We start from the raw sequence: 26,111 nt of genomic DNA, 5'->3' as shown, positions 1-26,111 counted from the left end.
TCTACTTTTATCGGAAAAATACACTATGTTATTGTTATTGTATTTTTAATTCACATTGTTGAAAAATATAATTAACGGCCGCAAATAATTTATCTAAATCTTGAATTACATACAGATTTTTATTCCGAGTAAACACATCAGCACTTAACTTTCCAAATTGCCATATTTTTCCATTAGAAACAATTCCAAAAACTTCGGTGGCAAAATCATCATTAATTCGCTGCACTGCGATCATTTCAGCTAAACACTGACCCCAGCCTTCTTCAAATTTGTCTTGTTTGGCTTCAACTATCAAAAAATAAGGTTTATCAAAAACAATCGTACCCAGGGGGTTTCGCTGTGTCACTGTATAATCTGGAACGCCTGATAAATCTTCATCGTAAGCTAATGTTTCATGACTCCAAAGTGTTAACTTACTTCGGTAAGTTTTCCATACTTCTTTTAATACTGGATAGATGAAATTTTCACAAATAGCATCTTCAGAATTATCAATAACTCCATCGGTGAATAGCAAATCTAATTCATCTTTGAAAGATTGTTCAACAGGAAATGATACTTCTAGCATAAAATTAGACTGTACATATTTAATTTGAAATTTTTTAATGACAGTACTAATATTTTTGTAATTACTAAATGCCATTTTAATTTACCTTTTAGGGAACTCTATTAACAATTCAAAATTCAAAATGACGACTCGCAGACTCGCTAACAAAATTCAAAATTAAAGACAGTTGGAGTTGGGGTTTAAATCTCCAACTCAACTGATACTACGTATAGACGTAGGGGTTTTAAACCCTTGATTTTACGATAAATAAATTATCCAATATTGTGGGGTGGGCATCTTGCACGCCTAGTCTATATGGTGGGCGTCTCGCCATAGGTGTCAAGTTAAGCTCAAACTTCTTATGTCAATAAGTATTTATGCTGATAAATTCGGTTTGAAAGGGACAAAAAACGAACTTTTTCAGGGACTATTAATGCTTTGTTTATTAGCATTACTCCGAGCTAGCGTATAAAAGTCAGAAAAAAGTTCACCTTTATACTTCGTTCCTAACAAAACCCATCGTTCACAAATGGGTTTTAACCTGAAGTTGACACTAATGGCGTCTCGCCTACCTCACAAGAATTAATTGAATATTTTTTATAGCGATCGCTCAATTGAATCAAGCACTGTTGATTGCCCTTGATCTACCAGGGCAAGATGATGAAATACTCAAGGATGTAGATTAACCGCTTCACCTCACCAACTGGGCGGCAGAATTAAAAAATTGACGACACAACCCCTTTGTGACTAAAACTGTTGTCAACAAGTTCGCAAAAGCCACCATGAACATAATTAAAATTTCGTAAGATACAGCATCCAGAGGTTTCACACCAGCTAATAGCTGTCCGGTGGTAATTCCTGGGATTGCGACCATCCCAATGATGATCATTTGATTGAGAGTGGGAATTAATCCGGCTCTGATGGAGTCTTTGCGGTACTGGCTAACTGCTTGCTCTGGAGTTGCGCCTAAGCTCAAATGGGTTTCTATTTCGAGATGGCTGGAATTAATGGTGCTGACAAGGCGATCGCCTGCGATCGCAGCTGCATTAGTAGCATTACCTAAGACTATCCCTACTAAGGGAATTATATACTGTGGTTCATACCATCTTTCTGGTTGAATAATCAGGAAGTTGGTGTAAAACACTGTCAGGGCGGTACTAATTAAAATTGCACCCCACACCAAAGGCAACAGATGAGGAATTTTTTGGCTGATGCGATTTCGTGCGACAATCGCCGTAATTGTCAGCATTATTGCTAATAGGGTCAAAACTGCCCAAGCATTGTCTAAAGCCAAGATGAAATCTAAAATGTATCCCAATACAAGAAGTTGTAAGATGGTTCTCCCAGTAGCAAGGGCTAGGTTCAACTCTAATCCTAATTTTTCCCAGGCAGATAAACCAATGGCGATCGCCATCAATCCCACAGCCATAGCTAAATCCACGAAATCCAGTTTGATTAGATCCTGCATAGGTTCTCTATCTCCTGGTATTTTCTTCTCAAAGCAGCCCACACAAGAGGAACTTTGATCCGATCTGTTGGATCTTGAGTAAAAAGGACTGGATACTGGGGATTAGGAGCTGGGGATTTGGTTTTCAAGCTAAAAATTATGGAATTTGCTTTAACTCCTCCCAAATTTTTGAATGTTTTCCCAGTACCTAGTCCCCAGTTCCCACTCCCGAAGCGGCGTTCCTCCCCCAGCAACGAGTACCTCTCGTGTGAGACTTCTCGCCGAAATCCGTTGATATGTATCACTTTCATCAATTCAAAATTCCAAATGGTACGACCTTAACATGGCAAACACCTAGTATGCCTATATCTATGAAGAGTGCTGAGTTCTGTTAGCGATAGCGGGGCGTTTAGCCCGTGATGAGTGTTAGACCGCCCACAAAAGGCGGGGTATCAACCTCCAAACGAATTGTTGATTCCGCCCACAAGGGGCGGGGCTTTTACCATAGTGCGAAAGTACTCAGTACTCTTCTTACTCAGCACTCAGCACTGAGTGTTGTAAATTAAATGTGCGGTAGCTTACTGCACCACAACTTAAGTAAAATCCCTAATAGATGCGTATCTTGGGCGATAGTCTTTTAGTAGCTCCTCTTTGATTAACAATTCAATCAGCAAAAATTGACTGTCGAAGTGCATCCTTTGTATCTCCCGATAAAATAAGAACTCATGATCCAAAGTGTAAATCCCATCCCTGCCTTTGATATCAAGCAGCAATACACCACCATTGAAGCAGAAGTAAGTGCAGCTGTCTTAGAGGTTTTGGCTTCTGGTCGCTATATTGGCGGCCCCTTAGTTGAAGGTTTTGAACAACAGTTTGCCGCTTATAATACTGTTAGTGAATGTGTGGCTTGTAATTCTGGTACTGATGCGCTTTTTTTAGCGTTACGAGTCTTGGAAATTGGTGCAGGCGATGAAGTGATTACAACGCCTTTCACCTTTATTGCTACATCTGAAGTGATTAGCGCCGTGGGGGCAAAGCCTGTTTTCGTCGATATTGACGCAACTACGTTTAATTTAGATGTAGAGCAAGTAGCGGCAGCAATTACACCCAAAACTAAAGCAATTATCCCGGTTCACCTATTTGGGCAGCCTGTGGATATGACATCATTGATGGCGATCGCTCAGTCTCACAATTTGGCAATAATTGAAGATTGCGCCCAGTCTACAGGGGCAATTTGGGCTGATCAAAAAGTCGGAAGTATTGGACATATTGGTTGTTTTAGTTTCTACCCTACCAAAAATCTTGGTGGTTGCGGCGATGGCGGCGCAATCACGACTAATGATCCAGCGATCGCCACTAAACTGCGAATCTTACGAGATCATGGCAGTAAAATTAGATATTTACATGAAGAAATTGGTGTAAATAGCCGCTTAGATGCTCTCCAAGCAGCTATTTTGCAGATTAAGCTACGTTATTTAGATATTTGGAATGAGCGCCGACGAGATATCGCCAACTATTATTACCAATATCTCTGTCAAATTCCGGGGATCGTCCCGCCCCAAGAATTACCTGGGGGTATTGGAGTATGGAATCAATACACTATTCGCATATCAGGCGAAGGGCGAAATGGTTCTAGCGCCAAATATCGAGATTGGGTGCGTAGCCAATTGCAAGAACAGGGTGTGAGTTCAATGATTTACTACCCCCATCCTTTACATTTGCAGCCAGTTTATCAGAATTTGGGCTATCAAATTGGAGACTTACCAATAGCAGAGCAAGCTTGCCATGAAGTCATATCCTTGCCGATGTTCCCAGAATTGACACAACAGCAGCAAGACCAGGTGATTTATGCCTTGAAAGAAGTTATGAGTTAGAAGTTAGAAGTTAGAAGTTAGGAGTTTTGAATGAATAAGTTTCTTCAACTCATAATTCATCACTCCTAACTCATCACTCTTAACTTCTTACGACATTTGTAGTTGCTAAGGCTTCTACTAAGCCGCGCACGGCAGCAATCATTGCCACTTCGCTATTGAGTTGGTTGATGGCAGAACCAACACCAACACCAGCAGCACCAGCCGCGATCGCTAACGGTGCGGTAACGCTAGAAATGCCTGAAGCACACAATACTGGCACTGAGACTACGCGGGAAATCTCAAAAGCTGCTGCCAAGGTGGGAGCAGCTTTTTCAATTAATCCTAGAGTTCCGGGGTGAACTGGGTTACTGCTAGTACCGCCTTCGGTTTGGATAATATCTGCTCCAGCTTTCACCAGTTCTTCTGCTAACTGTACTTGCTGATCTAGTTCCAGGATATGGGGAACGGTGACAGATAGGGTAATTTCTGGGAGGAGAGCGCGGGTTTGCTTAGTCAGCGCTAGCACTTCTGGAGCCTCAAAGCGGCGACCTTGAGCATAGAAGGAATCAAAATTCCCAATTTCAATTAAATCAGCACCAGCTGCCACAGCTTGCACAAATTTTTCCGGATCTACTGCTGACACACAAATTGGTAATTTTGTCAAACTTTTAGCTAGCTGGACTAAAGCTGGATCGGCAGCAATATCAACAAAAGTAGCACCGCCGAATTCAGCAGCTTTGACAGTAGCAGCAACGCTAGCGGCGTCGAAGTTATTCAAACCGCTGATCACTTTTAAAACACGGCGGTTAGTAAATGCACGTTGGAGTGTAGGATGCATCGTCATGTTAGGCTTTCGATAGCTATGAAGATTATAAATTAGGTATATTCTACCGTCACTCAGCTGATGAGGAACTAAATCACTATGACAGTTGCCAAATTTTGATAGTTTTATGCTTTTTCTCGGATTAGCGATCGCTATCTTGTAAAAATTTTTACTGAACGCCGTCATTTACCATCCCCACCGTGTAGGGTGTTGAGTAACCGTCCTTTGTAATAAAAAAATATAATCATCTCATTGCCCCATCACTTTTGCTTATATTCACTGACCCCCATATAACTAAGACGCCAGAACAAAACGATGTTGATGATATTAGAAAGAAGCTTGGAGTTGTATCTGGTAGGGATTTCCTTGCCCAAGGAGAAGCCAATCACAAAGAACGTCTTCAAAATGGAGTTACTATTAACAGCTTGAAGGTTTTCTTTCAAACAAATGATCTAACTATCCAGTTCAGAGGAACTAAGCTAGTTTCCTATCAAGTTTATTTGGAGAGATGTTGCAATAGTGATGAATTATTAAATTGGGTATTTCAGTTAAAAGGTAAAAGCTGGGAACTAGGCTTGATATACGCCTTTCTTGAAATTCTGAATGATGCTTGTCAGGATGTTTTTGGATTTCCGGCACGAACATTGTATCAACCGGGCAATCATCTAGATTGGAGAAATGGAACCTGGTATCAAAGCAGTTGAGAAGATGATAAAGGAGTATGATGAGTGAAAAACGTTTTAGAAAATGTAAATAGCGTAAAACTGTCTTTATTTCTACGTTATAGACATTGTAAACGACATAAATACGCTATCCTAGTCAAACTCTAGAGGCCAAAAATCTGCAATTGGTACTTCCCATCCTGGGAGCAGTTCGGGAACTGTTAAAATGTCGCCATCACGAAGTATTATTGCCTCTTGTCCAAGGTTGTAAACTTCAACAATTCGCTCATCTGGATTGAGCAAAATTCCTACCTGAGTTCCTAAACTCAGAAATTCTTGAATTTTGGCTCTCAAATCCTCCAAATTATCACTAGGGGACTTCACCTCGACAGTCAAATCAGGAGCCAATTGAGCAAAAGACTTCGGACTGCGACGCAAACGTTCGGCTAAAACAAATGAGGCATCTGGTGCGCGCAAGTCTGAATTAGGCAACCTGAAACCGGCACTAGAAGCTGCTGTTCGTCCCAGTTTGCGCGGTCTAACCCAGTTATGTAACTGGGCAATCATGGCGGCTGCGACTTCATCTGATTCGTATCCTGATGGACCCATAACAATAATATTACCCTTCACTAGTTCCATCCGAAAGTCGGGATGCTGTTGCTGCATTTGTTCCAAGTCTTCAAGCGTTAAGGACATAAAACCTCTGATTATTACACGCCTTGTATCTATATCAATTATGGAGACAACAGACCTTCCCAGGAGCGATCGCCCCATGAATTCCCCATTCATCACCAAACCTGTCACTCCCAAGACTCTAGATTGCCACTAGTATGTCCATACTATCTTGCGGAAACTAGAAATATGCGATCGCACCTAAGCCGCAGTTTTAGATATCCAAAAAGGATTAGTAGTACCACAGTTGTTAATAAACTAATCCATCACGATTTAAGTGTAAATGCAGTTGCCTTGTCACTAGACTTAGTATAAATTGCTATAAATAAAAGCTATGGCTAAAAAATAGCTAAGTTTATTGAAGGTGTGCTTGGTTATATAAAAATTAAAAATATTGCGGCTTTAACCCATTAGCTAAAAGGTTAAATCGCCGACTTAATTTGGTAATGGAAGCGAATGTAGAGCCATTCACTTTCCGTTTTGTTATACACGAAAAACACTACCAAGCTAAAGCTAACAAATATCTTATTCGATCTAAATTTCTATTTAAGGATTATGACCAAACAGCTAGATAATAATCAGCATAATACCAGAAAAAACTCTACTAAAAAAATACTAGAAGCAAGCACAAATATTGTTTTCATAGATCCAAAAGTTATAGATTACCAAAGCTTAGTAGCTGGTATTATCCTCGGCAGTGAAGTCGTTATTCTTGATCCCAATAGAGATGGTTTAACACAAATCACCGAGTTTCTGGAAAAACATAAATCAAATTCAGTTCAATCAATTCACATTGTTTCCCACGGAAGTGCGGGGAGTTTGCAACTAGGGTCAGGCAACCTCAACCTCAGTAACCTGGATAGCTATGCAAATCAGTTACAAAAATGGGCAAGTGTTTTAACTGAGAATGCTGATATTTTGCTATATGGCTGTGATGTAGCCAGTGGTGAAGGCACAAAATTTGTGCAGCAAATTAGCCGAATTACTGGGGCAGATGTTGCCGCTTCCACAGACAAAACCGGAAGTGCAGCTTTAGGTGGCAACTGGGATTTAGAAGTGAAGACAGGAAACATTGAGGCTTCTCTGGCATTTAAACCCGAAGTAATACAGGCTTACCAATCGATTTTGCCAGCGAGTTTTACTGGCACATACACTCAAAACTTCAACACATTAGCTGCCTCAGGAACATCTATTGCTTGGACTGATGATTCAACTATTCCAGGCTGGTATTCTACAAGAACTACTTATAACGCTGGTTCTGGCACTAATAATACAGGTGCAATGTACAGTTTTGGTACGACCACAGATCGGGCACTTGGTTCTGTAGCTTCCGGTACTACAGGAACTATTTATTATGGGTTGCGCCTACAAAACAACACAGGTTCACCAATTACTAGCTTGCAAGTAAATTATACAGGTGAGCAATGGCGTAATGGTGGCAATACATCGCCGCAACAGCTGAAATTTAGTTATCAAACTGGGTCGACTGTTGCAAGTTTAACAACAGGAACATGGACGCCTGTTACATCGCTAGATTTCACCGGGCCAATTGCAACTGCAACCGCAGGCTCCTTGATTGGTAATCAAATTGCTAATCGAACTGTCATAACGCCTGTAATACTTAATCTAGCTACCCCAATAGCTAACGGTGAAGAGATTATATTGCGTTGGGAAGATATAGATGATGGAGGCAACGATCATGGTTTAGCCATTGACGATGTATCTGTTAAAGTAGATGGCACCACCTATATAGTTACTAACACCAATGATAGCGGTGCTGGCTCCTTAAGGCAAGCTATTATCAATGCCAATAATGATCCAGGGATTGAGACAATTATCTTTGATACGACTGGAGTATTCGGTGATGCCACCCCCGACACCATTACCCTCACTTCTGGGGAATTGAATATTACTGAAGGAGTGATCATTCAAGGAACTGGGGCTAATAAACTTACCATCAGTGGTAACAATACCTTCCGTGTTTTTAATACCAGTGCCTCCCTCTCAATTGATGGGTTGAACATAACTGGCGGAAATGCAGCAAATGGTGGCGGCATTTACAGCAGTAGTAGTGTCACAGTCAGTAATAGTATTCTTTCTGGAAACACTGCCAGCACTAATGGCGGTGGCATTTACAGCAGTAGTAGTGTCACACTTAGTAATAGCATCATTTCTAGCAACACTGCGAACAGTAACGGCGGCGGTATCTACAGCAGCAATACTACTATTAGCAATAGTACTTTTTCTAGCAACACCGCGAACAATAACGGCGGCGGTATCTACAGCAGCAATGCTACTATTAGCAATAGTACTTTTTCTAGCAACACTGCGAACAATAACGGCGGCGGCATCTTCAGCAGTAGTATTCTCACCATAAGCAACAGCACTGTTTCTAGCAATACAGCTAAAAATTATGGTGGCGGCATCGACACCAACAATGCCACAGTCAGTAATAGCACTATTTTTGGAAACACCGCTGATAGCGATAACAACGGTCAAGGTGATGGTGGCGGTATTTATAGAGCTGGCGGCACGGTTAGCATTAGCAATAGTATCATTGCTGGCAATATTGACCCAGGTAATCAAGGATCTGATGTCTATGGTAGCAACTTCAATAGTAATGGTTACAACCTGATTGGCAAAATTGTTGGTAAACTATCTGGGACTCTAGGCACAGGTACAGATATTATTAACCCTAACCCCGGACTCAAACCGCTAGGAGATTACGGTGGTTCTACACAAACTCACGCTCTAGACTTTAACAGTCCTGCCAGAAATGCAGGCGATCCCACTTACAATGGTGGCTTAACAACCGACCAACGCGGTACGAATTTTAACCGCGTTGAAAGCGGCAGACTTGACATTGGAGCATTTGAATATGTGCTTCCAAAAGTCAACTTTGGTGCTGCTACATACAATACAACAGAAGATAGTACCGCCATTACAGTAACTATTCCTGTTACCTTAAATGCCTCTCCTGAAACAGCTGTCACAGTTCCTATTGTTGTCAAAAACAGTAGTACGGCTACTAATGGCAATGATTACACTTTTTCCCCTACTACTATCTCTTTTGCTGCTGGAGCAACAGGCGCAAATTTAACACAACTAATTACTTTTACTATTAATCCAGATGATTTACCTGAGAATACAGAAACAGTTGTACTCAACTTCGGTACGCTAACAGGAGCGGATTTAGGGACAATAACTGAAACTACTCTAAATATTGCTGCTAATGATTCTATTCAATATGCAATTTCTACCACCACCTCAACATTAACCGAAGGTAATAGCGGTACTCAAGCTGTTAGCTTCACGGTTACTCGCAGTGGTGGTATTGGTGTAGCTAGCACCGTAGATTATGCTTTTAACGGTACGGCAACTTTTGGCAGTGACTATAACAATATTCAAGTTTCGGGTGGAGGAAGTGCTGCATCTGGGACTTTAAGCTTTGCCGTTGGGGAAACCACAAAGACAATTACAGCCGATGTTTTGGGTGACAACACCTTTGAACTTAATGAAGACATTACTGTTACCCTGAGTAACCCCAACCTCACAACTGCGCCGGAAAGTTCCACAATTACTAACAATTCAGCTACAGCAACCATCATCAACGATGATAACAAACCAACTATCAGCATCTCGGATGTCTCGGTTACTGAAGGAAACCCAGGTGCAACAACTAACGCTAACTTCACTATCACTCTTTCTAATCCCAGTTCTCAACAGATTACTGTAAATTACAACACAAGTGACGGCACTGCTAATGCTGCTGACTCAGATTACAATTCTACTCTGGGGACGATTACTTTCAATCCTGGCGAAACCAGTAAAACCCTTAGCATTGGTGTTGTAGGCGATAACAAATTTGAAACCGACGAGACATTTTCTGTCAATCTTTTGGCTGCAACAAATGCCACAATTACTGATAATTTAGGAGTTGCTACCATCATCAATGATGACAACCAACCAACTATCAGTATCTCGGATGTCTCAATTACTGAAGGTAATACAGGTACAACAACTAATGCTAACTTTACTATTAGTCTCTCTAATCCCAGCTATCAGCAAGTTACTGTAAATTACAACACAAGTGATGGTACTGCTCAAGTTGCTGACTCTGATTACAACTCTGCTTCCGGGACGATTACTTTCAATCCTGGCGAAACTACTAAAACTCTTAGCATTGGTGTCATTGGTGATAACAAAGCTGAAACCAACGAGACATTTGCTGTCAATCTTTTGGGTGCGACTAATGCCACAATTATTGATAATTTAGGAGTTGCTACCATCATTGATGATGACAACCAACCAACTATCAGCATCTCGGATGTCTCAGTTATTGAAGGCAATACAAGCACAACAACTAACGCTAATTTTACTATTAGTCTCTCCAATCCCAGTTCTCAGCAAGTTACTGTAAATTACAACACAAGTGATGGCACTGCCCAAATTGCTGACTCTGATTACAACTCTGCTTCCGGGACGATTACTTTCAATCCTGGCGAAACCAGCAAAGTTATTAGCATTGGTGTCATCGGTGATAATCAAACTGAAACTGACGAGACATTTGCTATCAATCTTTTAGGTGCGATAAATGCCGCGATCGCAGATAATTTAGGAGTTGGTACTATCATCAACGATGACAACCAACCAGCTATCAGCATTTCGGATGTTTCAATTACCGAAGGCAATACAGGAACAACTAACGCTAACTTTACTATTACTCTTTCCAATCCCAGTTCTCAGCAGGTTACTGTAAATTACAACACAAGTGACGGCACTGCTAATACTGTTGACTCAGATTACAATTCTACTCCGGGGACGATTATTTTTGCTCCTGGAGAAACTAGCAAAACTCTTAGTATTGGTGTCATCGGTGATAACAAATTTGAAACTGACGAGACATTTGCTGTAAATCTTTTGAGTGCAACTAATGCCACAATTACTGATAGCTTAGGAGTTGGTACCATCATCAATGATGACAACCAACCAACTATTAGCATCTCGGATGTCTCTGTTGCTGAAGGCAATACAGGTACAACAACTAACGCTAACTTTACTATTAGTCTCTCTAATCCCAGCTATCAGCAAGTTACTGTAAATTACAACACGAGTGATGGTACTGCTCAAGTTGCTGACTCTGATTACAACTCTGCTTTAGGAACAATTATTTTCGCTCCTGGTGAAACTAGCAAAACTCTTAGTATTGGCGTCATCGGCGATAATCAAACTGAAAGCAACGAGACATTTGCTGTCAATCTTTCGGGTGCGACAAATGCTGCGATCGCAGATAATTTAGGAGTTGGTACTATCATTGATGATGATAACCTAACAACTGTCAGTATCTCGGATGTCTCATTTGCTGAAGGTAACACAGGCACAACCACTAATGCTAACTTTATCGTCACTCTCTCCGCAGCGAGTTTGCAGCAAGTTACTGTAAATTACAACACGAGTGATGGCACTGCTAAAGTTTCTGACTCTGATTACAATTCTGCTTCTGGGACGATTATTTTTGCTCCTGGGGAAACCAGTAAAACTCTTGGTATTGGTGTCATCGGTGATAATAAAGCTGAAACCAACGAGACATTTTCTGTCAATCTCTTCGGTGCTACAAATGCCACAATTACTGATAGCTTGGGAGTGGCTACTATCATAAATGATGATGCCCCCCCCACCATCAGCATTGCAGATGTATCACTCAAAGAAGGCACAACAGGGATGACCACTAATGCTAATTTTGTCGTCACTCTCTCTAGTGAATTCTATCAACCGATAGCCGTAAGTTATAGCACGAGTGATGGTACTGCCCAAGAATCTGACTCAGATTACAATTTTGGGTTGGGGACAATTGTTTTCAACCCTGGTGATACCAGTAAAATTATTAGTATTGGCCTTAGAGGTGATAATAAAGTTGAAGCCAATGAAACATTTTTTGTCAATATCTATGGCGCGGCAAATGCTACCTTTGCTAATAACCAAGCAGTCGGTACTATCATCAATGATGACCACCAAGCTTTTTAATTTTAATACTATATAAAACAGAATTCAGAATTCTGAATACTCTACCCATATTCGCGTAGTGGTCGCTGAGGCTTCTCGAAGTGCGTCCCACTCTTAAGAAATGGATTTTTAAGGCGAAAATTTTTGAATTTATTTTCACCCACTAGGGGACATTCGCGTAGAGGGAAGAAGTAGGGTTTCAATCTATACTCAGACGCTCTCTACGCGTAGGGTTTCGTAGAGAGTGTTTTAATTCTGACCGGAGCTAACGGAAACGTCTCCGTCCCCACTCATGTTAGCGCCGCGGGGCGTAGCCCATTCTGACTTCTGAATTCTTGAACTTTAGTATGATCGTTTGCCCGTTCTAGCAGCAAGACAACAAGCACACGTACATCTCATCCAAAAGTAAACAAAAATTGTTTCTTTGATTGGTGCTGTTGATATCTTTGAAAGTAGCAAACTGGGAAAATGTATTGTATAAACAAGTAATCCTAACTAGTGATATAGATGAAGTAAGAGTAAAAATTAAATATTCTTAACAAAGACTTTAACAATTATCTGGAAAATAGTAAATCTCTCGAAATCAAATATTCCCACAGTTAATCTGTTATTTCTAAGAATTGGCTTGTTAGTACTCAAATTTAATTTAGCACAAAATATATGGGACAAGGTTTTTTGCAAATAGGCTTAACGCTGTGTATTGTCATAACAATCACTCCACTATTTGGGAGATACATAGCACGTGTCTTCTTGGGAGAAAGAACACTGCTGGATTTTTTAATGAACCCCATAGAGCGAAGTATGTTTGTACTAGCGGGTGTTCGGAGAAAAGATGATATGACGGGTTGGCAGTATATCCGGGCTGTATTGTGCAGCAACATCATTATGGGCATTGCAGTATATTTACTGATATATTTTCAGAGACTCTTACCCTGGAATCCCAACGGCTTTGGTGCGCCCACTTGGGATGTATTACTGCACACAACTATTTCATTTGTGACCAATACCGACCAGCAACACTATGTTGGTGAAACAACCTTAAGCTATTTTAGCCAAGTAGCAGCTTTAGGTTTTTTAATGTTCACCTCCGCAGCTACCGGTTTATCTGTAGGAATTGCCTTTATTCGCGGGTTGACGGGTAGACGGCTGGGTAACTTTTACGTCGATCTAGTTCGTGGAATTACGCGAATATTGCTGCCGATTTCGATTATTGGCGCGATCGCTTTGCTTGTAACAGGTGTTCCACAAACATTAGCGAACACTCTAGATGTGAGAACCTTAGAAGGCGGGACGCAATATCTTGCCAGAGGCCCAGTAGCATCCTTTGAAATGATCAAACTTTTGGGCGAGAACGGCGGCGGCTTTTTTGGCGTAAACTCAGCACATCCCTTTGAAAATCCCAATGGGGCTTCTAATTTGATAGAAATGATCGCGATGATTTCTATCCCAGCAGCCTTGATTTACACCTACGGTATATTTGCCAACAACATCAAACAAGCTTGGCTACTTTTTTGGATGGTGTTTGTGATTTTTGTAATTCTGGTGGGAGTGACAGCCGTAGGAGAACTACAAGGTAATCCCCTGGTTAATAACGCTTTTGGATTAGAACAGCCTAATTTAGAGGGTAAAGAAGTTCGATTTGGCTGGGCACAAACGGCATTTTGGGCAGTGATGACTACTGCTACTATGTCTGGTGCTGTAAATGGGATGCACGATTCTTTGATGCCGCAAGGAATATTTTCGACTCTCTTCAACTTATTTATCCAAGTTCTCTGGGGTGGTCAAGGAACTGGAACAGCTTACTTATTTATTTACTTAATTCTTACAGTGTTTCTCACTGGACTTATGGCAGGCCGCACCCCAGAGTTTTTAGGACGCAAAATTGAAAAGCGAGAAATTGTCCTTGCCAGCGTCGTGCTGTTGATTCATCCAATCCTAGTTTTGATTCCCAGTGCGATCGCTCTAGCTTATCCCATCTCCCTATCTGGAATTAGCAACTCTGGCTATCACGGTATTTCTCAAGTAGTTTATGAATACGCCTCAGCAGCAGCAAACAATGGCTCCGGCTTAGAGGGGTTGAGGGATAATACCCTGTGGTGGAACTTGAGTACTTTAGTTAGCTTAATAGGAGGACGCTACATTCCGATAATCGCCATCCTGCTGTTGGCTGACGGCATATCTCGCAAAAAACCAGTTCCCGAAACCCCTGGTACATTAAGAACAGATTCCCTGGTATTTACTGGTATCACAGCTGGAGTGACACTGGTTTTGGGAGTATTGACTTTCTTTCCCGTTCTAGCTTTAGGCCCCATAGCTGAGGGTTTAAAGCTAGCATCTGGCAGTTAGAAAATTTATGAGTTATGAGTGATGAGTTTGGAATTAAGAGAATACTAAAACATAAATAAATTATCCGGTTTCGTAGAGTGTCTTACTAACGCCACCCGACAGGTTGGATATTTTATTAGAAGTTCCTAATAACTCCTAACTCCTGTACAGACGCGATTAATCCTCTACTCCTCCTGTACAGACGCGATTAATCGCGTCTGTACTTCTCACTTATAACTTTATTTATGAATCAAGTGGCAACTAACTTCAAAGCTAGACGCCCAAATTCTCGTTCTGGCGATCGCCGCCAAGGACGTAAAAAGGCCAGGGCAAGTAAGAAATGGCTGTACTTAAGGGCAATTAGAGATGCTTTTGTCAAGCTCAACCCTAAGTATGCAATCAAAAATCCAGTGATATTTGTGGTTTGGGTAGGGACAATCATCATCCTACTGCTAACGATTGATCCCAACCTATTTGGCCCAGCCCTTCAAAAGAACCCGCAACTTTTCAACGGCTTGTTATCGGGGATTTTATTCTTTACAGTTTGGTTTGCCAATTTTGCCGAAGCAGTGGCGGAAGGACGGGGTAAAGCCCAAGCTGATGCCTTGCGCTTAACGAAATCAGAGACGATCGCCAAAAAACTTGCTCCGGATGGCACTCTTAGCGAAGTTTCATCCACTAGCCTCAAACAGGGTGATACCATCTACGTCGTTGCTGGTGATATCATCCCCGCTGATGGCGAGGTAATTATGGGTGTCGCCTCAGTAGATGAATCGGCAATTACAGGAGAATCCGCACCAGTATTAAAAGAATCAGGTTCCGATGTTGCCAGTTCCATCACTGGTGGGACGCGGATTATCTCAGATGAGCTAATTATTCGCATCACATCCGATCCAGGCAAAGGCTTTATTGACCGGATGATTGCCTTAGTAGAAGGGGCAGAACGTAGTAAAACACCCAATGAAATTGCTCTGACAGTATTGCTGGCAGTTCTCAGCTTAGTATTTTTGTTAGTCGTGGTAACTCTGCCTGCACTTGCTTACTATGTCAACAGTCCAGTCAGCATACCAATTTTAATTGCCCTATTAGTAGCATTAATTCCTACAACCATTGGCGGCTTACTAAGTACCATTGGCATTGCTGGTATGGATCGAGTTGCCCGATTTAACGTCATTGCAACTTCAGGACGAGCAGTCGAAGCCTGTGGTGATGTCAACACTTTAGTTCTTGATAAGACAGGTACAATTACCCTTGGCAACCGTTTGGCGGAAGAGTTTATTCCCATCAACGGTCATTCAATGTCAGAAATTGCTAATGTTGCCTGGGCGGCTAGTGTCTTTGACGATACACCAGAAGGTAAATCCATTGTGCGACTAGCAGAAAAGTTGGTAGCACGGTTTGATTTTGACCCCAACCAGGCAGAAGGAGTTAGTTTTTCCGCCAAAACACGGATGAGTGGCACTAACTTACCCGGTGGGTATGAGGCCAGAAAGGGAGCAGTAGAAGCCATCAAAGGATTTGTGCGTTCCCGCAACGGACGTGATACACCAGAATTAAATGCTGTCTACGAACGAGTTTCTCGCCTGGGAGGCACACCCCTAGCAGTCAGCCTAGATAACGAAATTTACGGGATTATTTATCTCAAAGATATAGTTAAACCTGGTATCCGCGATCGCTTTGAGCAACTACGACGGATGGGAGTGCGTACCATCATGCTAACTGGAGACAACCGAATTACAGCTTCGGTCATTGCCAAAGAAGCAGGCGTGGATGACTTCATTGCCGAAGCCACACCAAAAGATAAAATTAACGTCATTAAAAAGGAACAAGCCGCAGGCAAACTGGTTGCCATGACTGGAGATGGTACTAACGATGCTCCAGCATTAGCCCAAGCTAACGTCGGCGTTGCCATGAATACGGGGACACAAGCTGCCAAAGAAGCCGCCAACATGGTCGATTTGGACTCTGATCCCACAAAGCTGATCGACATCATTAGCATTGGTAAACAATTGTTGATTACTCGCGGGGCATTGATGACATTTTCCATCGCTAATGATATAGCCAAATACTTTGCAATTATTCCAGTGATATTTGTCGCTGCTAACCTGCAAAGCCTAAATATTATGAATTTGACTAGCCCGAAATCTGCTGTACTATCAGCGCTGATTTATAATGCTTTGATTATTCCCGCTTTGATTCCCTTGGCATTGAAGGGTGTGCGATTTAGACCGTTGAAAGCTAATCAGCTACTCCAACGCAATATCTTAATTTACGGCTTAGGTGGGGTGATTGCGCCGTTTATTGCGATTAAGTTGATCGATATACTGATTACAGTTATAGGTTTGGCTTAGAGGATGTTTGAAAAGTCTAATTTATTACTCACCGGGCGACTGCAAGTCGCGGCTATACAAACCAAACCCACCTCCGTGGGTTAAAAACCCTTGATTGTATCTTACTTAGTCCACCTCCGTGGACTAAGTTTTGTGTAGTAGCGAATTCTATGACTCTGTTGGCGAATTAATAGGGAGTCTAACCCATCATTCCTCATTAGTCTGATTTGGGTCCGTTTCAACGGACTTGAGCTATTAGCCCGAAATTTATTTCAGGGCGGGAAAGCAACGCCAAACCAATGTTTTCGGGGTGAGGGGTCAAACCCACCGTGAATTGACCAATAGTCTCATTCTATTGCCTAATACTTTTCAAACATCCTCTTAGGGAAACAAACGCATCTTGACCAAAGTAAAATAATAAACATTTTTACTTTTACCTGTTGAGAAAAGGAAAAAGAAGAATATGAATAAACATCGTTTTAATTCAGCACCGCTTCGGCAATATCCTTTGTTTGGTTGCAATAGCCGAAACAACACCTACCACTCGCTATTTTTATCCTGCTGTGTTTGAATGTGGTAGTTACCCCAGTGTTTTATGCTGTTGCTAACAGCATTCTTTAACTTCTTTGTGAGTGGGCAAAAGAATAAAAAATAAAAATTAAAAATAAAATTCTAGGAGCAATTGGAAAACTTATTATGACTATTATTCGAGAAACCATCAGAGCAATTTTTATAACTCTAATGCTTTGGTTGTTGACTGCAATTATCTATCCGCTGATCATCCTTGTAGTGGGTCAATTTTTTTTGCACTATCAAGCTAATGGCAGCATTATGCTGAATCTAAATAATGAACCAATTGGTTCAGCTTTGATAGGGCAGGCGTTCACATCTGAGCGATATTTCCATCCTCGTCCCAGTACTGTTAGATATAGCCAAGGAAAAAAAGCCAAGCCAACTGGCATATCTGGAGCTAGCAATCTCGCTGCTAGCAATCCAGAACTAATGAAGCGGATTCTAGAAGACGCAAATCAATTGCGAGACGAAAATCTTCAACCAATTGCTGATATAATTTATACATCTGGGTCTGGTTTAGATCCGCATATTTCCTTCAAAGCAGCACGGCAGCAATTAGCACGAGTTGCTGGTGCGCGGAAAGTAAAAGAAGATGAGATCCTACGTTTAATTAACAAGTATACTGATGGCAGATTTTTATGGATTTTTGGCGAACCAGGAGTCAATGTTCTCCGATTGAATTATGCTCTTGACTTGCAAGATATTAATCGTCAGCAAAATCAGTAAGTGGGCATTGGGCATTGGGTAAAGCGCCGTTTTTCAATGAAATAGGATTGCGATAGAAACCAAGAATGAAATGTCAGATAATAATAATACTGGTTCAGCTGGCACTGTACCTTTAAATTCTGCAAGTTACTCGCTTTATCCGGCACGACGACGGGGTAAGCACAAGATATTTATTGGTATGGCTCCTGGAGTAGGCAAAACCTATCGGATGCTGGAAGAGGGACACGCACTCAAACATGAAGGAATTGATGTCGTTGTTGGGCTTTTAGAAACCCACGGACGCAAGGAGACAATTGAGAAGGCAGAGGGACTGGAGATTTTACCCCGCAAGGAATATCCGCAAGGTGAGTTGACACTAACGGATATGGATACAGATGCTATTTTAAAGCGATCGCCCCAATTAGTCTTAATCGATGAACTTGCCCATACCAACGTCCCTGGTTCCCCACGCGGAAAACGCTACGAAGATGTAGAAGTAGTTTTGGCAGCAGGTATTGATGTTCACTCCACAATGAATGTACAACATTTGGAAAGTCTCAACGATCTAGTAGCCAGAATTACAGGTGTGGTAGTCCGTGAACGTGTTCCTGACAGGATTTTGGATGAATCAAGTGAGATACTAGTAATAGATGTTACGCCGGAAACATTGCAAGAACGGTTATTAGAAGGCAAGATTTATGCACCAGAAAAAATTCAACAATCCCTCGATAATTTTTTTCAACGCCGTAACCTGATTGCTTTGCGGGAGTTGGCTTTGCGCGAAGTCGCAGACAACGTGGAAGGAAACGCGATCGCCACTATTCCTAACGGGCAATCTTGTAATATTCACGAGCGGGTTTTGGTGTGCGTATCCACTTATCCCAACTCAGTGCAACTGTTACGCCGGGGTGCAAGGCTGGCTAACTATATGAACGCCCCACTTTATACTTTATTTGTTGCCAATCCAGAGCGCTTTCTCACCAAAGAGGAAAGCTTACACATCCACACCTGTGAGAAACTCTGTAAAGAATTTGAAGGTACTTTTCTTCGTGTTACCAACAGTAACGTAGCCAATGCGATCGCAGAAGTCGCCGAGAAACATCGGATCACCCAGATTGTGATTGGAGAAAGTCAGCGATCGCGCTGGCTTATGTTTCTCAAAGGATCTTTGACGCAAAGATTGGTACGCTTACTCAAAAACATCGATTTGCATATCATTGCTAGCGAAAAAATGGTTTCACCCAAATAGGGCAGGAGGCAGGAGACGGGAGGCAGTAAGTAGAAACTCTTTATTTCTGATGCATGAGTCCTGCACTTTGTACCTTATCTACTTGAAAACTGCTGTATTACCCTATTCCACTATTTCCGACTCTGGTTCTTTCAATACCAACTCAGACATCAAATCTGGCAAAAAAACTTTTTCCCCATCTTTTGGTATCTCAGTTTGCTCCTCAGCAGCAGGTAGCCAATTGATAAATGGTAGGGGTAACAGCGTGCTGAGGTTAGTAATTAGTACTAATAGCCAAAGTGATTCAAAGTTCGTGGCGGTGATCCCCAGCCAATAGGTGATTAATGCCCCAAATGCATGGGAAACCGTTGCTGCTGAATTAAACACCGACATTAACAAGGCAAATAATGTCGCTTCCACTCCAGGGGGACAAAGCCTTGCTGCTAGCACCATCACTTGCATAAAGGTAATTTTCCCCATTACAGTGAGAATAAGACTATCACCCAAACTAAACCAGTGGTCATCTATACCCAACAGTCTGTTTGTGTGAGTCACTAACAAGAGCATCGTCATCCCCAAAATTGACGAAAGAACAGTACTCCAAGCAAAAATCACCCGAAAAGGGATACTTTTGAGGAAACGTTGAAAAATCCAAACGCCTGCTAAAGAAGCGAAACTTGTTACCAAGTGTACCCGCCCCAAAAATTCTGGTTCAAAATGTAGTTCGTTGGTAGAGAAGTAGAAAAAGGCCGAGTCAGCATTTGGGGTAGCTTGCCAGATGAAGACGAATGCCGTTGGTAGCCAAATTGTTTTTTGGGTAATGGCTTGGCGTAGCTGCTCCAGTTGATGTTTGATGGGTAGGGGGTTTGTCTGATTACTATCTTGAGAATCTTTCCGAATGGGTGACTCAGCAATTAACCAAGCTACCCCTGAAACGATGAGAGGAAAGAAAGCGGTAATCCCAAAGACGGTACGGGTAGTAAAGTATTGAAGTAACAAACCACTAAAGTATGCTGTAATTAAACCTCCGATCGCAGAAGCACCCCAGCACAGAGATTGTAGTGAACCGGCTGTTGCTTGTGATTCGCCTCTGGCACGTTCCACAACCAGCGAGTCAACTATGACATCACTAAGGGCTACAGAAAGAGAACTAAGAGCGATCGCTAAGGTAGCTGCCCAGCTAGTATGAACTATTGTGGCCAGACTCACCCAAGAAGCAGTTCCCAATATCCCAGATAAAATCAAGTAAGGACGCCGACGATAGCCAAATATAGGCAACCCATCAGAGATAAAACCAAACACCGGCTTGATCATCCAAGGTAGGAAGACAATTCCCAATAGTGCCGACACCTGGACTGGACTTAGCAGCAGTTCATCTTTGAGGAAAAAGCTCACGGCTAGACGCGATAGCCCTAAAATTCCTTGGACAAAGTAAACGGTGAGAATTGCAATTAACTCTGCATTGGGTTCATTACCCAAGAAGATTTTTTGTCTTAGTGAGTCTTTGACCTTGGACAAGCCAGATGATTGAAGCACCATTCGATAAATATTTTTTAAATTTTATCTACTTTTCTATCATATCGATTCTTAAGTCCTGGGTTTTAGGATCACTTCTATGCCAAGTTAAGCTTTTAGCCAATATCTCCAAGCAGAAGGCAATCTAAGTGAGTTGGCTGCTCATCAAATAAATCGCCAAACAATTAGGGCGAGTTTACCTAAGTAAGCTCGCCCTAACTTGTATTTAATGTTGACTTTTCGCTGGAACTTCTGAAATCTTGCCTACGGCACGCTACGTGAAGTGGAGCCTGGGAGTGAGGCATAGAGAAAATCAGGCAAATCTTACTGAGCTAGAGTTGGTATCTTTAATAGTACTGCTTTCAAGCAATACTATTAAAGTGGCGTAGGCGTAGCCCGCCGCAGGCATCGCTTGAGAGTGACATTCCCTTAACTATCATCAGAAGTGCAGAAGATACTTAATGTGAGCTAGAAATTGCGTTGTTTGCAAGCCGCTAGACTTAAGACAATTGCAAAACTGACTTTTTCTTGACTCGACGAGTCATAACTGAAGCAGCACCCACAAAACCAATCGCAAAAACTCCTAATACAGAAGAAGACTCAGGAACGGCTTGAGTAACTACACTGCCAGTGATACTCTTGTAACTAGTGGCGACTGTGTGATTATCTGATTCAAAACCAGTTCCGCCAACATTGGTGAATTGAACCTGATCAAAAGTTCCGCCAACATCGTAGAAGTTGATGAACGCATAGGGTTCTCCAGAATTTTGATTTTGGAATGCCGAATTAGGATTACTGTAGTAGCTGCTTTTGTTTGTTAGCTTTGAGATATAGCTAACCACATCAGCGGTGGTTAGAGATTGTACAACCTGACCTTGTGAAAGAAATGTAATTACGTTGTTAGCATCTCCCGCAGACCACCAAAGTCCAAAGTAACTTTGTGGGGTTGTCAAATTGAGCGTGGAAACCTTCTGACCATTACCCGATCTACTCGTGTCTACATCAAAATACTTGCCTGTTCCACCAGCACCACCATATTGATCTGCATTTTCGATCAGAGTATTGCTATAGCTACCAATCTTTGTTGTTCCATCTTTCCATTCAAATCCTGTTCCACTATAACCTTGTGTTTGTGAATCAAAAGTGTCTATGTGGGCATTAACAAGATTTGATAAATTTGCATTTTGTACGCCTGCACCTTCTATTGATATCGCAAAAGACGCAGCCGTTGCAGGACGGGTAATAGTAGCTAAAGACAAAACTACACCAGAAGCGATCGCAGACTTAATTAGAAGCTTTTTCATTTGACAATTCCTTTTTGTTTTTTAATCTCTTGTGTTCATAGCCTCATTGTGCGATGTGCTTATAGATTCCAACATCAGAGGGATTACTACTTTTTTGATTTGACTATATCCAGATGAAAATTCAGGCTATTGGACTTTATTTAGAGGATAATTACTGATATTATTTTCTGTTATATCTATAGCTTTATGTAGAAGATGCAAAGTTGTCAGTGCTAAATTGTAAACAAGCTTCATTTATAAAAAGTGCCATTTTGTGATTCGCAGGCAGTTTATATTTTTAGGGTTCTAGATCAAGAAGGCATGAGGCATTGTGCGATGCCAAACCATTGAAAATCAGTGCTTATCCCTTGGCTGAATAGTTTTTCAAGCTCAAAAATTAAGATTACCTCAGTTCTTCTTTCAGGTAATTACATAACCTGCATTTTACTGTGTGATTAACTTCACAATCTGTTTATGGCAACCGATTGCATAAATTTTCACAATATATCCAGATAGTTTTAATACATTTCATAACTCTGGAATTGCCGTAATTTCAAAATTATTCTTTTTACTTCAAGGGGACTACAATGTTCTTTGACAGTTAGCTGTAGGCTGCCTCTCACCCTTTCCCTCATCATTCGTCTTTCTCCAGTCAACTTTACCACCTGAGTTTTTTTGACATGGGTAGTAGCATGAATTAAACTACCTCTTGCAATCAATAAAAGAATCTCGATCAATGCATCCGACCGAAGAAGTTGCTGTTCCTACTCGCGTTATTGGTTTAATTAGTGGCACATCCGTAGATGGCATAGATGCTGTGTTGGTAGAGATTTCCGGTACAGAATCGGATCTCAAAATTGAGTTGCTAGCTGGGGCAACATATCCTTATCCAGCCGAACTCAGAGAAAGAATATTGGCAGTTGGTGCAGGCCTTGCCATCTCAATGGCAGAATTAGCAGAAATAGATGATGCGATCGCCATTGTCTTTGCCCAAGCTGCCCAAAATATTCAAATTGGTCATCAGCCAGCTACTCTCATTGGTTCCCACGGTCAGACAGTTTATCATCGACCACCCAAAGAATCAGCAGGGGAAGCAGAGGAGCAGGGGAGCAGAGGGAGAGGAATGCCTCACTCAGCACTTAGCACTCCTTTGGGTTACAGTCTGCAATTAGGGCGTGGTGCATTAATTGCCCATCTTACAGCTATTACCACTGTGAGCAATTTTCGTGTTGCTGATATCGCTATTGGTGGTCATGGTGCGCCCCTCGTGCCCAGAGTCGATGCTTATTTACTCAGTCATCCCCAGGAAGGGCGTTGCATTCAAAACATTGGTGGTATTGGCAATGTTGCTTATATTCCGCCTCGGTATGGTGACTGGCTCTCAAAAATTCGCGCTTGGGATACTGGCCCAGGAAATAGTCTGTTGGATCTAGCGGTGGAGCATTTAAGTGCTGGTGCTAAAACTTATGATGAAGACGGCAATTGGGCAGCAAGTGGTACTCCTTGCGATCCATTGATAGAACAATGGTTAAGCCAAGACTATTTTCATCTACCACCGCCCAAATCCACTGGTCGAGAGTTATTTGGTGTGACTTATTTGCATCAGTGTTTAAAAGATGCACAAGCATACCAACTTAATGCTGCTGATGTACTGGCAACTCTCACGGAACTTACAGCGGCTTCAATTGTTCATAGTTACCGCGCTTTTTTGCCGGAAATGCCACAAAGGGTACTATTATGTGGTGGTGGTAGTCGCAATCTCTATCTCAAACAAAGATTACAGTTGTTGATGACATCAATACCAGTCTGGACTACAGATGAAGTCGGCTTGAGTGCAGATTTTAAAGAAGCGATCGCCTTCGCGGTTTTAGCCTACTGGCGAAATTTGGGCATTCCTGGCAACCTACCTACTGCTACTGGGGCACCTCAAGAAGTGCTTTTGGGAGAAATTCAGCAAGGTCAGTCTTAAGTGCTGTTAGCAGATACCTAAGGTTTAGCCCGTACTGAATGGGAAAGTAGGGAAAGAATTTCTAACTTTTAACTCCTAACTCCTAACTCTTAACTCTTAACTCTTAACTCCTAACTCAGCACTGCTATAACTGTAGTCTTGGCGGCACTCGATCAAGACAGGAAATATAAAAGGTGGCTCATACTTTTTTATTAGAACCAGGACGCTGGGCAATGCAAGGAAATTGGCTGGAACGTAATGGTATACCAATCAGCGTTAAGGGTATGACCTTGGTAGCTTGGCATCGAGATAACTGGTTCACTATGGCCACAAAATTAATATTCCCAGGTAGCGATCGCTCCGAAATCTCTCTACAATACAAGGGGCGGCTGCATGAGGGAGAGCGTCAATATACTTTTTTACTACAACATAATATTTTGGGTCAGGTTGAAGGCGAAGGCTGGATTGGTTTAGATACTATTGTGCAGCGTTACTGGGTACTAGGCGATCGTCAGCGACGTAGTGGCTTTGAAACCCTACACCGGATTTCGGAAGATACATATTACCTCAGTAGTGGCATTTTGGCTGGTCATTGTTTAACTAACACAATGGAAGCTAGTCTAGAGCGTCAATCAAGTTAAGGGCAACGTCACCTCATTGCTGTACATCTAGTCCAGAAGCTTTCTGTTAAATATTTTGACTATTGCCCTGTTACCTCGTGAACGCTTAGGAGAAAATCTTGGCAATTTGATCAACTTATTCTTAGAACTGCTGAAAATATTTTTGTATAAGATTAACTATAGAGTTGCGATCGTAATGTTTTATAGCAGCAGCACGAGCTTGATTTCCTAGCTGTTCGCAAAGAAAATCATTTCTAAATAACTCTAGGCAAGCTTGGGCAAAATCTTCAGGCTGATCTCGAAGCATGTATTCTTTCCCGTCTATTATTTCTAGCCCTTCTGCTCCAACACTAGTTGAAACAATTGGTTTTCCATACGCTGCTGCTTCGATGATTTTAAGTCGAGTACCACCTCCAGATAAGATTGGGCAACAAACGACGCGAGTTTGGTCATAAAGAGCATTTATATCTGTGACAAAGCCTGTAAATTCAACTCCAGGAATATTATCATTATAAGTACGAATATTATCTGGACTCTTGCCAGCAATAATTAAACGTGCTTCTGGCTGCTGTTGATAAATAAGCGGCCAAATCTTCTCTATCAAGAAATTAGCACCAATAACATTATTAGGTGATTGGTCATAATTTCCTAAAAACAGCAAATTTTGGTTGCTAGGAAGCGAACTTTTTGCCTCTGGGATAGTCACAGCATTTGCTACTGTTTTAACCTCAGAATCATTAAATTTTTCCGAAACATATTTACGGTCTATCTCAGAACAAACAAATGTTAAGTCTGAAATTGCAACAGCACGAGAAAGTAGTAATTCTTTATAAAGAGTCTGGAAAAAGAAAAGAGGAACTGATTTAATATTCTCCCAGTAATTGCCTAAATAAAGTAGCTGAGATTTCCATAGCCTCTTGTAATAATCAGTGTGGAAAATATCATCAACATCAAAAAAAATACTAGGAAACTTATATTCAGTACCTAATGCTGGGAAAATTGACAGTAATCTACTAAAAAATAGTATGTCAGGTTTTATTATTTGAAGTTTCTCTTGAAAAAATTTAGTCTCTAAAGAGTTTCTGCTAGAAAATAATCTTTTTTTATCATAAAAATTCAAAATCAAATCTATTGTTTTCCCTACTAAGTTACCTCTCATTACATACGGAAAAATATATAAACTAACCTTCTTATTGAATTTATTACTAAGATTTGTTTCTATCTCAGCAGTTTTTTCTAAGGTCAAATTTTCTTGCCCATTACTAAAATAGTAAAGGATGTGGATCTCAGCAATTTCCTTGAGTGCATCGATAAATAGTTCTAAGCGTTTAAACCATCCATGTTTATCAGTTTTATCATCAGTTGGTAAGTGACACGTAACAATTAAAACTTTCATATATTCGTCTAAAATAGTTTCTATGCAAAAAATATTTCTCTCTAAAGCAAGCGTCTAGACTTGAAATTAAATATGCTTTTTGCTAGTCTAGGTAATTCATTAAATATCTTGAGGCAAAGAAAAATTGATTTCTATAAATATAGAAAGTTTTTGATGAGGTTACTTTTATTTTCAATGGAAAAAC

Annotated in this window: 16 protein-coding genes; 9 read left to right on the top strand and 7 right to left on the bottom strand. The window is 41.3% G+C overall.

From position 1 onward, the window contains the following. Nucleotides 1-34: 34 nt before the first annotated feature. Both V7L07_RS18015 and V7L07_RS18010 read right to left on the bottom strand, forming a co-directional pair. Complete coding sequence (locus V7L07_RS18015; RefSeq protein WP_335060060.1) at nucleotides 35-640, bottom strand: hypothetical protein; 606 nt, start codon at nucleotides 638-640, stop codon at nucleotides 35-37. Nucleotides 641-1,235: 595 nt separating this feature from the next. Further along, nucleotides 1,236-2,012, bottom strand: a complete 777-nt coding sequence (locus V7L07_RS18010) for an ABC transporter permease (protein WP_335060058.1) — start codon at nucleotides 2,010-2,012, stop codon at nucleotides 1,236-1,238. 704 nt (nucleotides 2,013-2,716) lie between these two features. Here V7L07_RS18010 and V7L07_RS18005 point away from each other — a divergent pair. Next, entirely contained in the window at nucleotides 2,717-3,865 is a 1,149-nt protein-coding gene (locus tag V7L07_RS18005) for a DegT/DnrJ/EryC1/StrS family aminotransferase (RefSeq protein ID WP_335060056.1), read from the top strand. A gap of 79 nt (nucleotides 3,866-3,944) precedes the next feature. On the opposite strand, the gene V7L07_RS18000 is transcribed toward V7L07_RS18005, so the two are convergent. Then, complete coding sequence (locus tag V7L07_RS18000; RefSeq protein WP_335060126.1) at nucleotides 3,945-4,688, bottom strand: DUF561 domain-containing protein; 744 nt, start codon at nucleotides 4,686-4,688, stop codon at nucleotides 3,945-3,947. Between the two features lie 245 nt (nucleotides 4,689-4,933). Between V7L07_RS18000 and V7L07_RS17995 the strand changes: the two genes are divergently transcribed. Further along, entirely contained in the window at nucleotides 4,934-5,371 is a 438-nt protein-coding gene (locus V7L07_RS17995; protein ID WP_335060054.1) for a hypothetical protein, read from the top strand. A 111-nt stretch (nucleotides 5,372-5,482) separates the two neighbouring features. Here the strand turns inward: V7L07_RS17995 and V7L07_RS17990 are convergent, their stop codons facing one another. Then, on the bottom strand, nucleotides 5,483-6,025 hold the full coding sequence (locus tag V7L07_RS17990; protein ID WP_335060052.1) for a Uma2 family endonuclease: 543 nt from the start codon (nucleotides 6,023-6,025) through the stop codon (nucleotides 5,483-5,485). A gap of 531 nt (nucleotides 6,026-6,556) precedes the next feature. Here V7L07_RS17990 and V7L07_RS17985 point away from each other — a divergent pair. The 5 genes from V7L07_RS17985 (at nucleotide 6,557) to V7L07_RS17965 (ending at nucleotide 19,186) form a co-directional block, all read left to right on the top strand. After that, nucleotides 6,557-12,025, top strand: a complete 5,469-nt coding sequence (locus V7L07_RS17985) for a Calx-beta domain-containing protein (protein WP_335060050.1) — start codon at nucleotides 6,557-6,559, stop codon at nucleotides 12,023-12,025. A 639-nt stretch (nucleotides 12,026-12,664) separates the two neighbouring features. Then, entirely contained in the window at nucleotides 12,665-14,350 is a 1,686-nt protein-coding gene (gene kdpA / locus V7L07_RS17980; protein WP_335060048.1) for a potassium-transporting ATPase subunit KdpA, read from the top strand. 224 nt (nucleotides 14,351-14,574) lie between these two features. After that, nucleotides 14,575-16,680 carry a potassium-transporting ATPase subunit KdpB gene (gene kdpB, locus V7L07_RS17975; RefSeq protein ID WP_335060046.1) on the top strand — a complete coding sequence of 702 codons (2,106 nt, stop codon included), beginning with the start codon at nucleotides 14,575-14,577 and terminating at the stop codon, nucleotides 16,678-16,680. Between the two features lie 675 nt (nucleotides 16,681-17,355). Continuing rightward, nucleotides 17,356-17,958 carry a K(+)-transporting ATPase subunit C gene (gene kdpC, locus V7L07_RS17970; protein WP_335060044.1) on the top strand — a complete coding sequence of 201 codons (603 nt, stop codon included), beginning with the start codon at nucleotides 17,356-17,358 and terminating at the stop codon, nucleotides 17,956-17,958. 70 nt (nucleotides 17,959-18,028) lie between these two features. After that, a complete protein-coding gene (locus V7L07_RS17965; protein ID WP_335060042.1) occupies nucleotides 18,029-19,186 on the top strand; it encodes a universal stress protein in 1,158 nt (385 codons plus the stop codon). A 102-nt stretch (nucleotides 19,187-19,288) separates the two neighbouring features. On the opposite strand, the gene V7L07_RS17960 is transcribed toward V7L07_RS17965, so the two are convergent. Together V7L07_RS17960 and V7L07_RS17955 are read right to left on the bottom strand one after the other, a co-directional pair. Next, nucleotides 19,289-20,704 (bottom strand): folate/biopterin family MFS transporter, encoded by a 1,416-nt coding sequence (locus V7L07_RS17960; protein WP_335060040.1) that lies wholly within the window; start codon nucleotides 20,702-20,704, stop codon nucleotides 19,289-19,291. 476 nt (nucleotides 20,705-21,180) lie between these two features. Continuing rightward, entirely contained in the window at nucleotides 21,181-21,984 is an 804-nt protein-coding gene (locus V7L07_RS17955; protein ID WP_335060038.1) for an Npun_F0296 family exosortase-dependent surface protein, read from the bottom strand. Nucleotides 21,985-22,699: 715 nt separating this feature from the next. On the opposite strand from V7L07_RS17955, the gene V7L07_RS17950 reads away from it, so the two are divergent. Then, complete coding sequence (locus V7L07_RS17950) at nucleotides 22,700-23,932, top strand: anhydro-N-acetylmuramic acid kinase (protein ID WP_335060036.1); 1,233 nt, start codon at nucleotides 22,700-22,702, stop codon at nucleotides 23,930-23,932. Between the two features lie 173 nt (nucleotides 23,933-24,105). Then, entirely contained in the window at nucleotides 24,106-24,552 is a 447-nt protein-coding gene (locus V7L07_RS17945) for a hypothetical protein (RefSeq protein ID WP_179067998.1), read from the top strand. 121 nt (nucleotides 24,553-24,673) lie between these two features. Here the strand turns inward: V7L07_RS17945 and V7L07_RS17940 are convergent, their stop codons facing one another. Next, nucleotides 24,674-25,927: a glycosyltransferase gene (locus V7L07_RS17940; RefSeq protein WP_335060034.1), complete on the bottom strand. Its 1,254-nt coding sequence runs from the start codon at nucleotides 25,925-25,927 to the stop codon at nucleotides 24,674-24,676. Between the last annotated feature and the right edge of the window lie 184 nt (nucleotides 25,928-26,111).

It is taken from the genome of Nostoc sp. (genome assembly GCF_036916985.1).
GTDB lineage: Bacteria > Cyanobacteriota > Cyanobacteriia > Cyanobacteriales > Nostocaceae > Nostoc.
This window is presented reverse-complemented; position numbering and strand designations above follow the sequence as displayed.

Excerpts from the sequence above, each read along its gene's own strand:
- V7L07_RS17965 (WP_335060042.1), top strand. The coding sequence starts at position 18,029 with ATGTCAGATAATAATAATACTGGTTCAGCTGGCACTGTACCTTTAAAT.
- kdpA (WP_335060048.1), top strand. The coding sequence starts at position 12,665 with ATGGGACAAGGTTTTTTGCAAATAGGCTTAACGCTGTGTATTGTCATA.
- kdpB (WP_335060046.1), top strand. The coding sequence starts at position 14,575 with ATGAATCAAGTGGCAACTAACTTCAAAGCTAGACGCCCAAATTCTCGT.
- V7L07_RS18000 (WP_335060126.1), bottom strand. The coding sequence starts at position 4,688 with ATGACGATGCATCCTACACTCCAACGTGCATTTACTAACCGCCGTGTT.
- V7L07_RS18005 (WP_335060056.1), top strand. The coding sequence starts at position 2,717 with ATGATCCAAAGTGTAAATCCCATCCCTGCCTTTGATATCAAGCAGCAA.
- V7L07_RS17990 (WP_335060052.1), bottom strand. The coding sequence starts at position 6,025 with ATGTCCTTAACGCTTGAAGACTTGGAACAAATGCAGCAACAGCATCCC.
- V7L07_RS17950 (WP_335060036.1), top strand. The coding sequence starts at position 22,700 with ATGCATCCGACCGAAGAAGTTGCTGTTCCTACTCGCGTTATTGGTTTA.
- V7L07_RS18015 (WP_335060060.1), bottom strand. The coding sequence starts at position 640 with ATGGCATTTAGTAATTACAAAAATATTAGTACTGTCATTAAAAAATTT.
- kdpC (WP_335060044.1), top strand. The coding sequence starts at position 17,356 with ATGACTATTATTCGAGAAACCATCAGAGCAATTTTTATAACTCTAATG.
- V7L07_RS17960 (WP_335060040.1), bottom strand. The coding sequence starts at position 20,704 with ATGGTGCTTCAATCATCTGGCTTGTCCAAGGTCAAAGACTCACTAAGA.
- V7L07_RS17955 (WP_335060038.1), bottom strand. The coding sequence starts at position 21,984 with ATGAAAAAGCTTCTAATTAAGTCTGCGATCGCTTCTGGTGTAGTTTTG.
- V7L07_RS17985 (WP_335060050.1), top strand. The coding sequence starts at position 6,557 with ATGACCAAACAGCTAGATAATAATCAGCATAATACCAGAAAAAACTCT.
- V7L07_RS18010 (WP_335060058.1), bottom strand. The coding sequence starts at position 2,012 with ATGCAGGATCTAATCAAACTGGATTTCGTGGATTTAGCTATGGCTGTG.
- V7L07_RS17940 (WP_335060034.1), bottom strand. The coding sequence starts at position 25,927 with ATGAAAGTTTTAATTGTTACGTGTCACTTACCAACTGATGATAAAACT.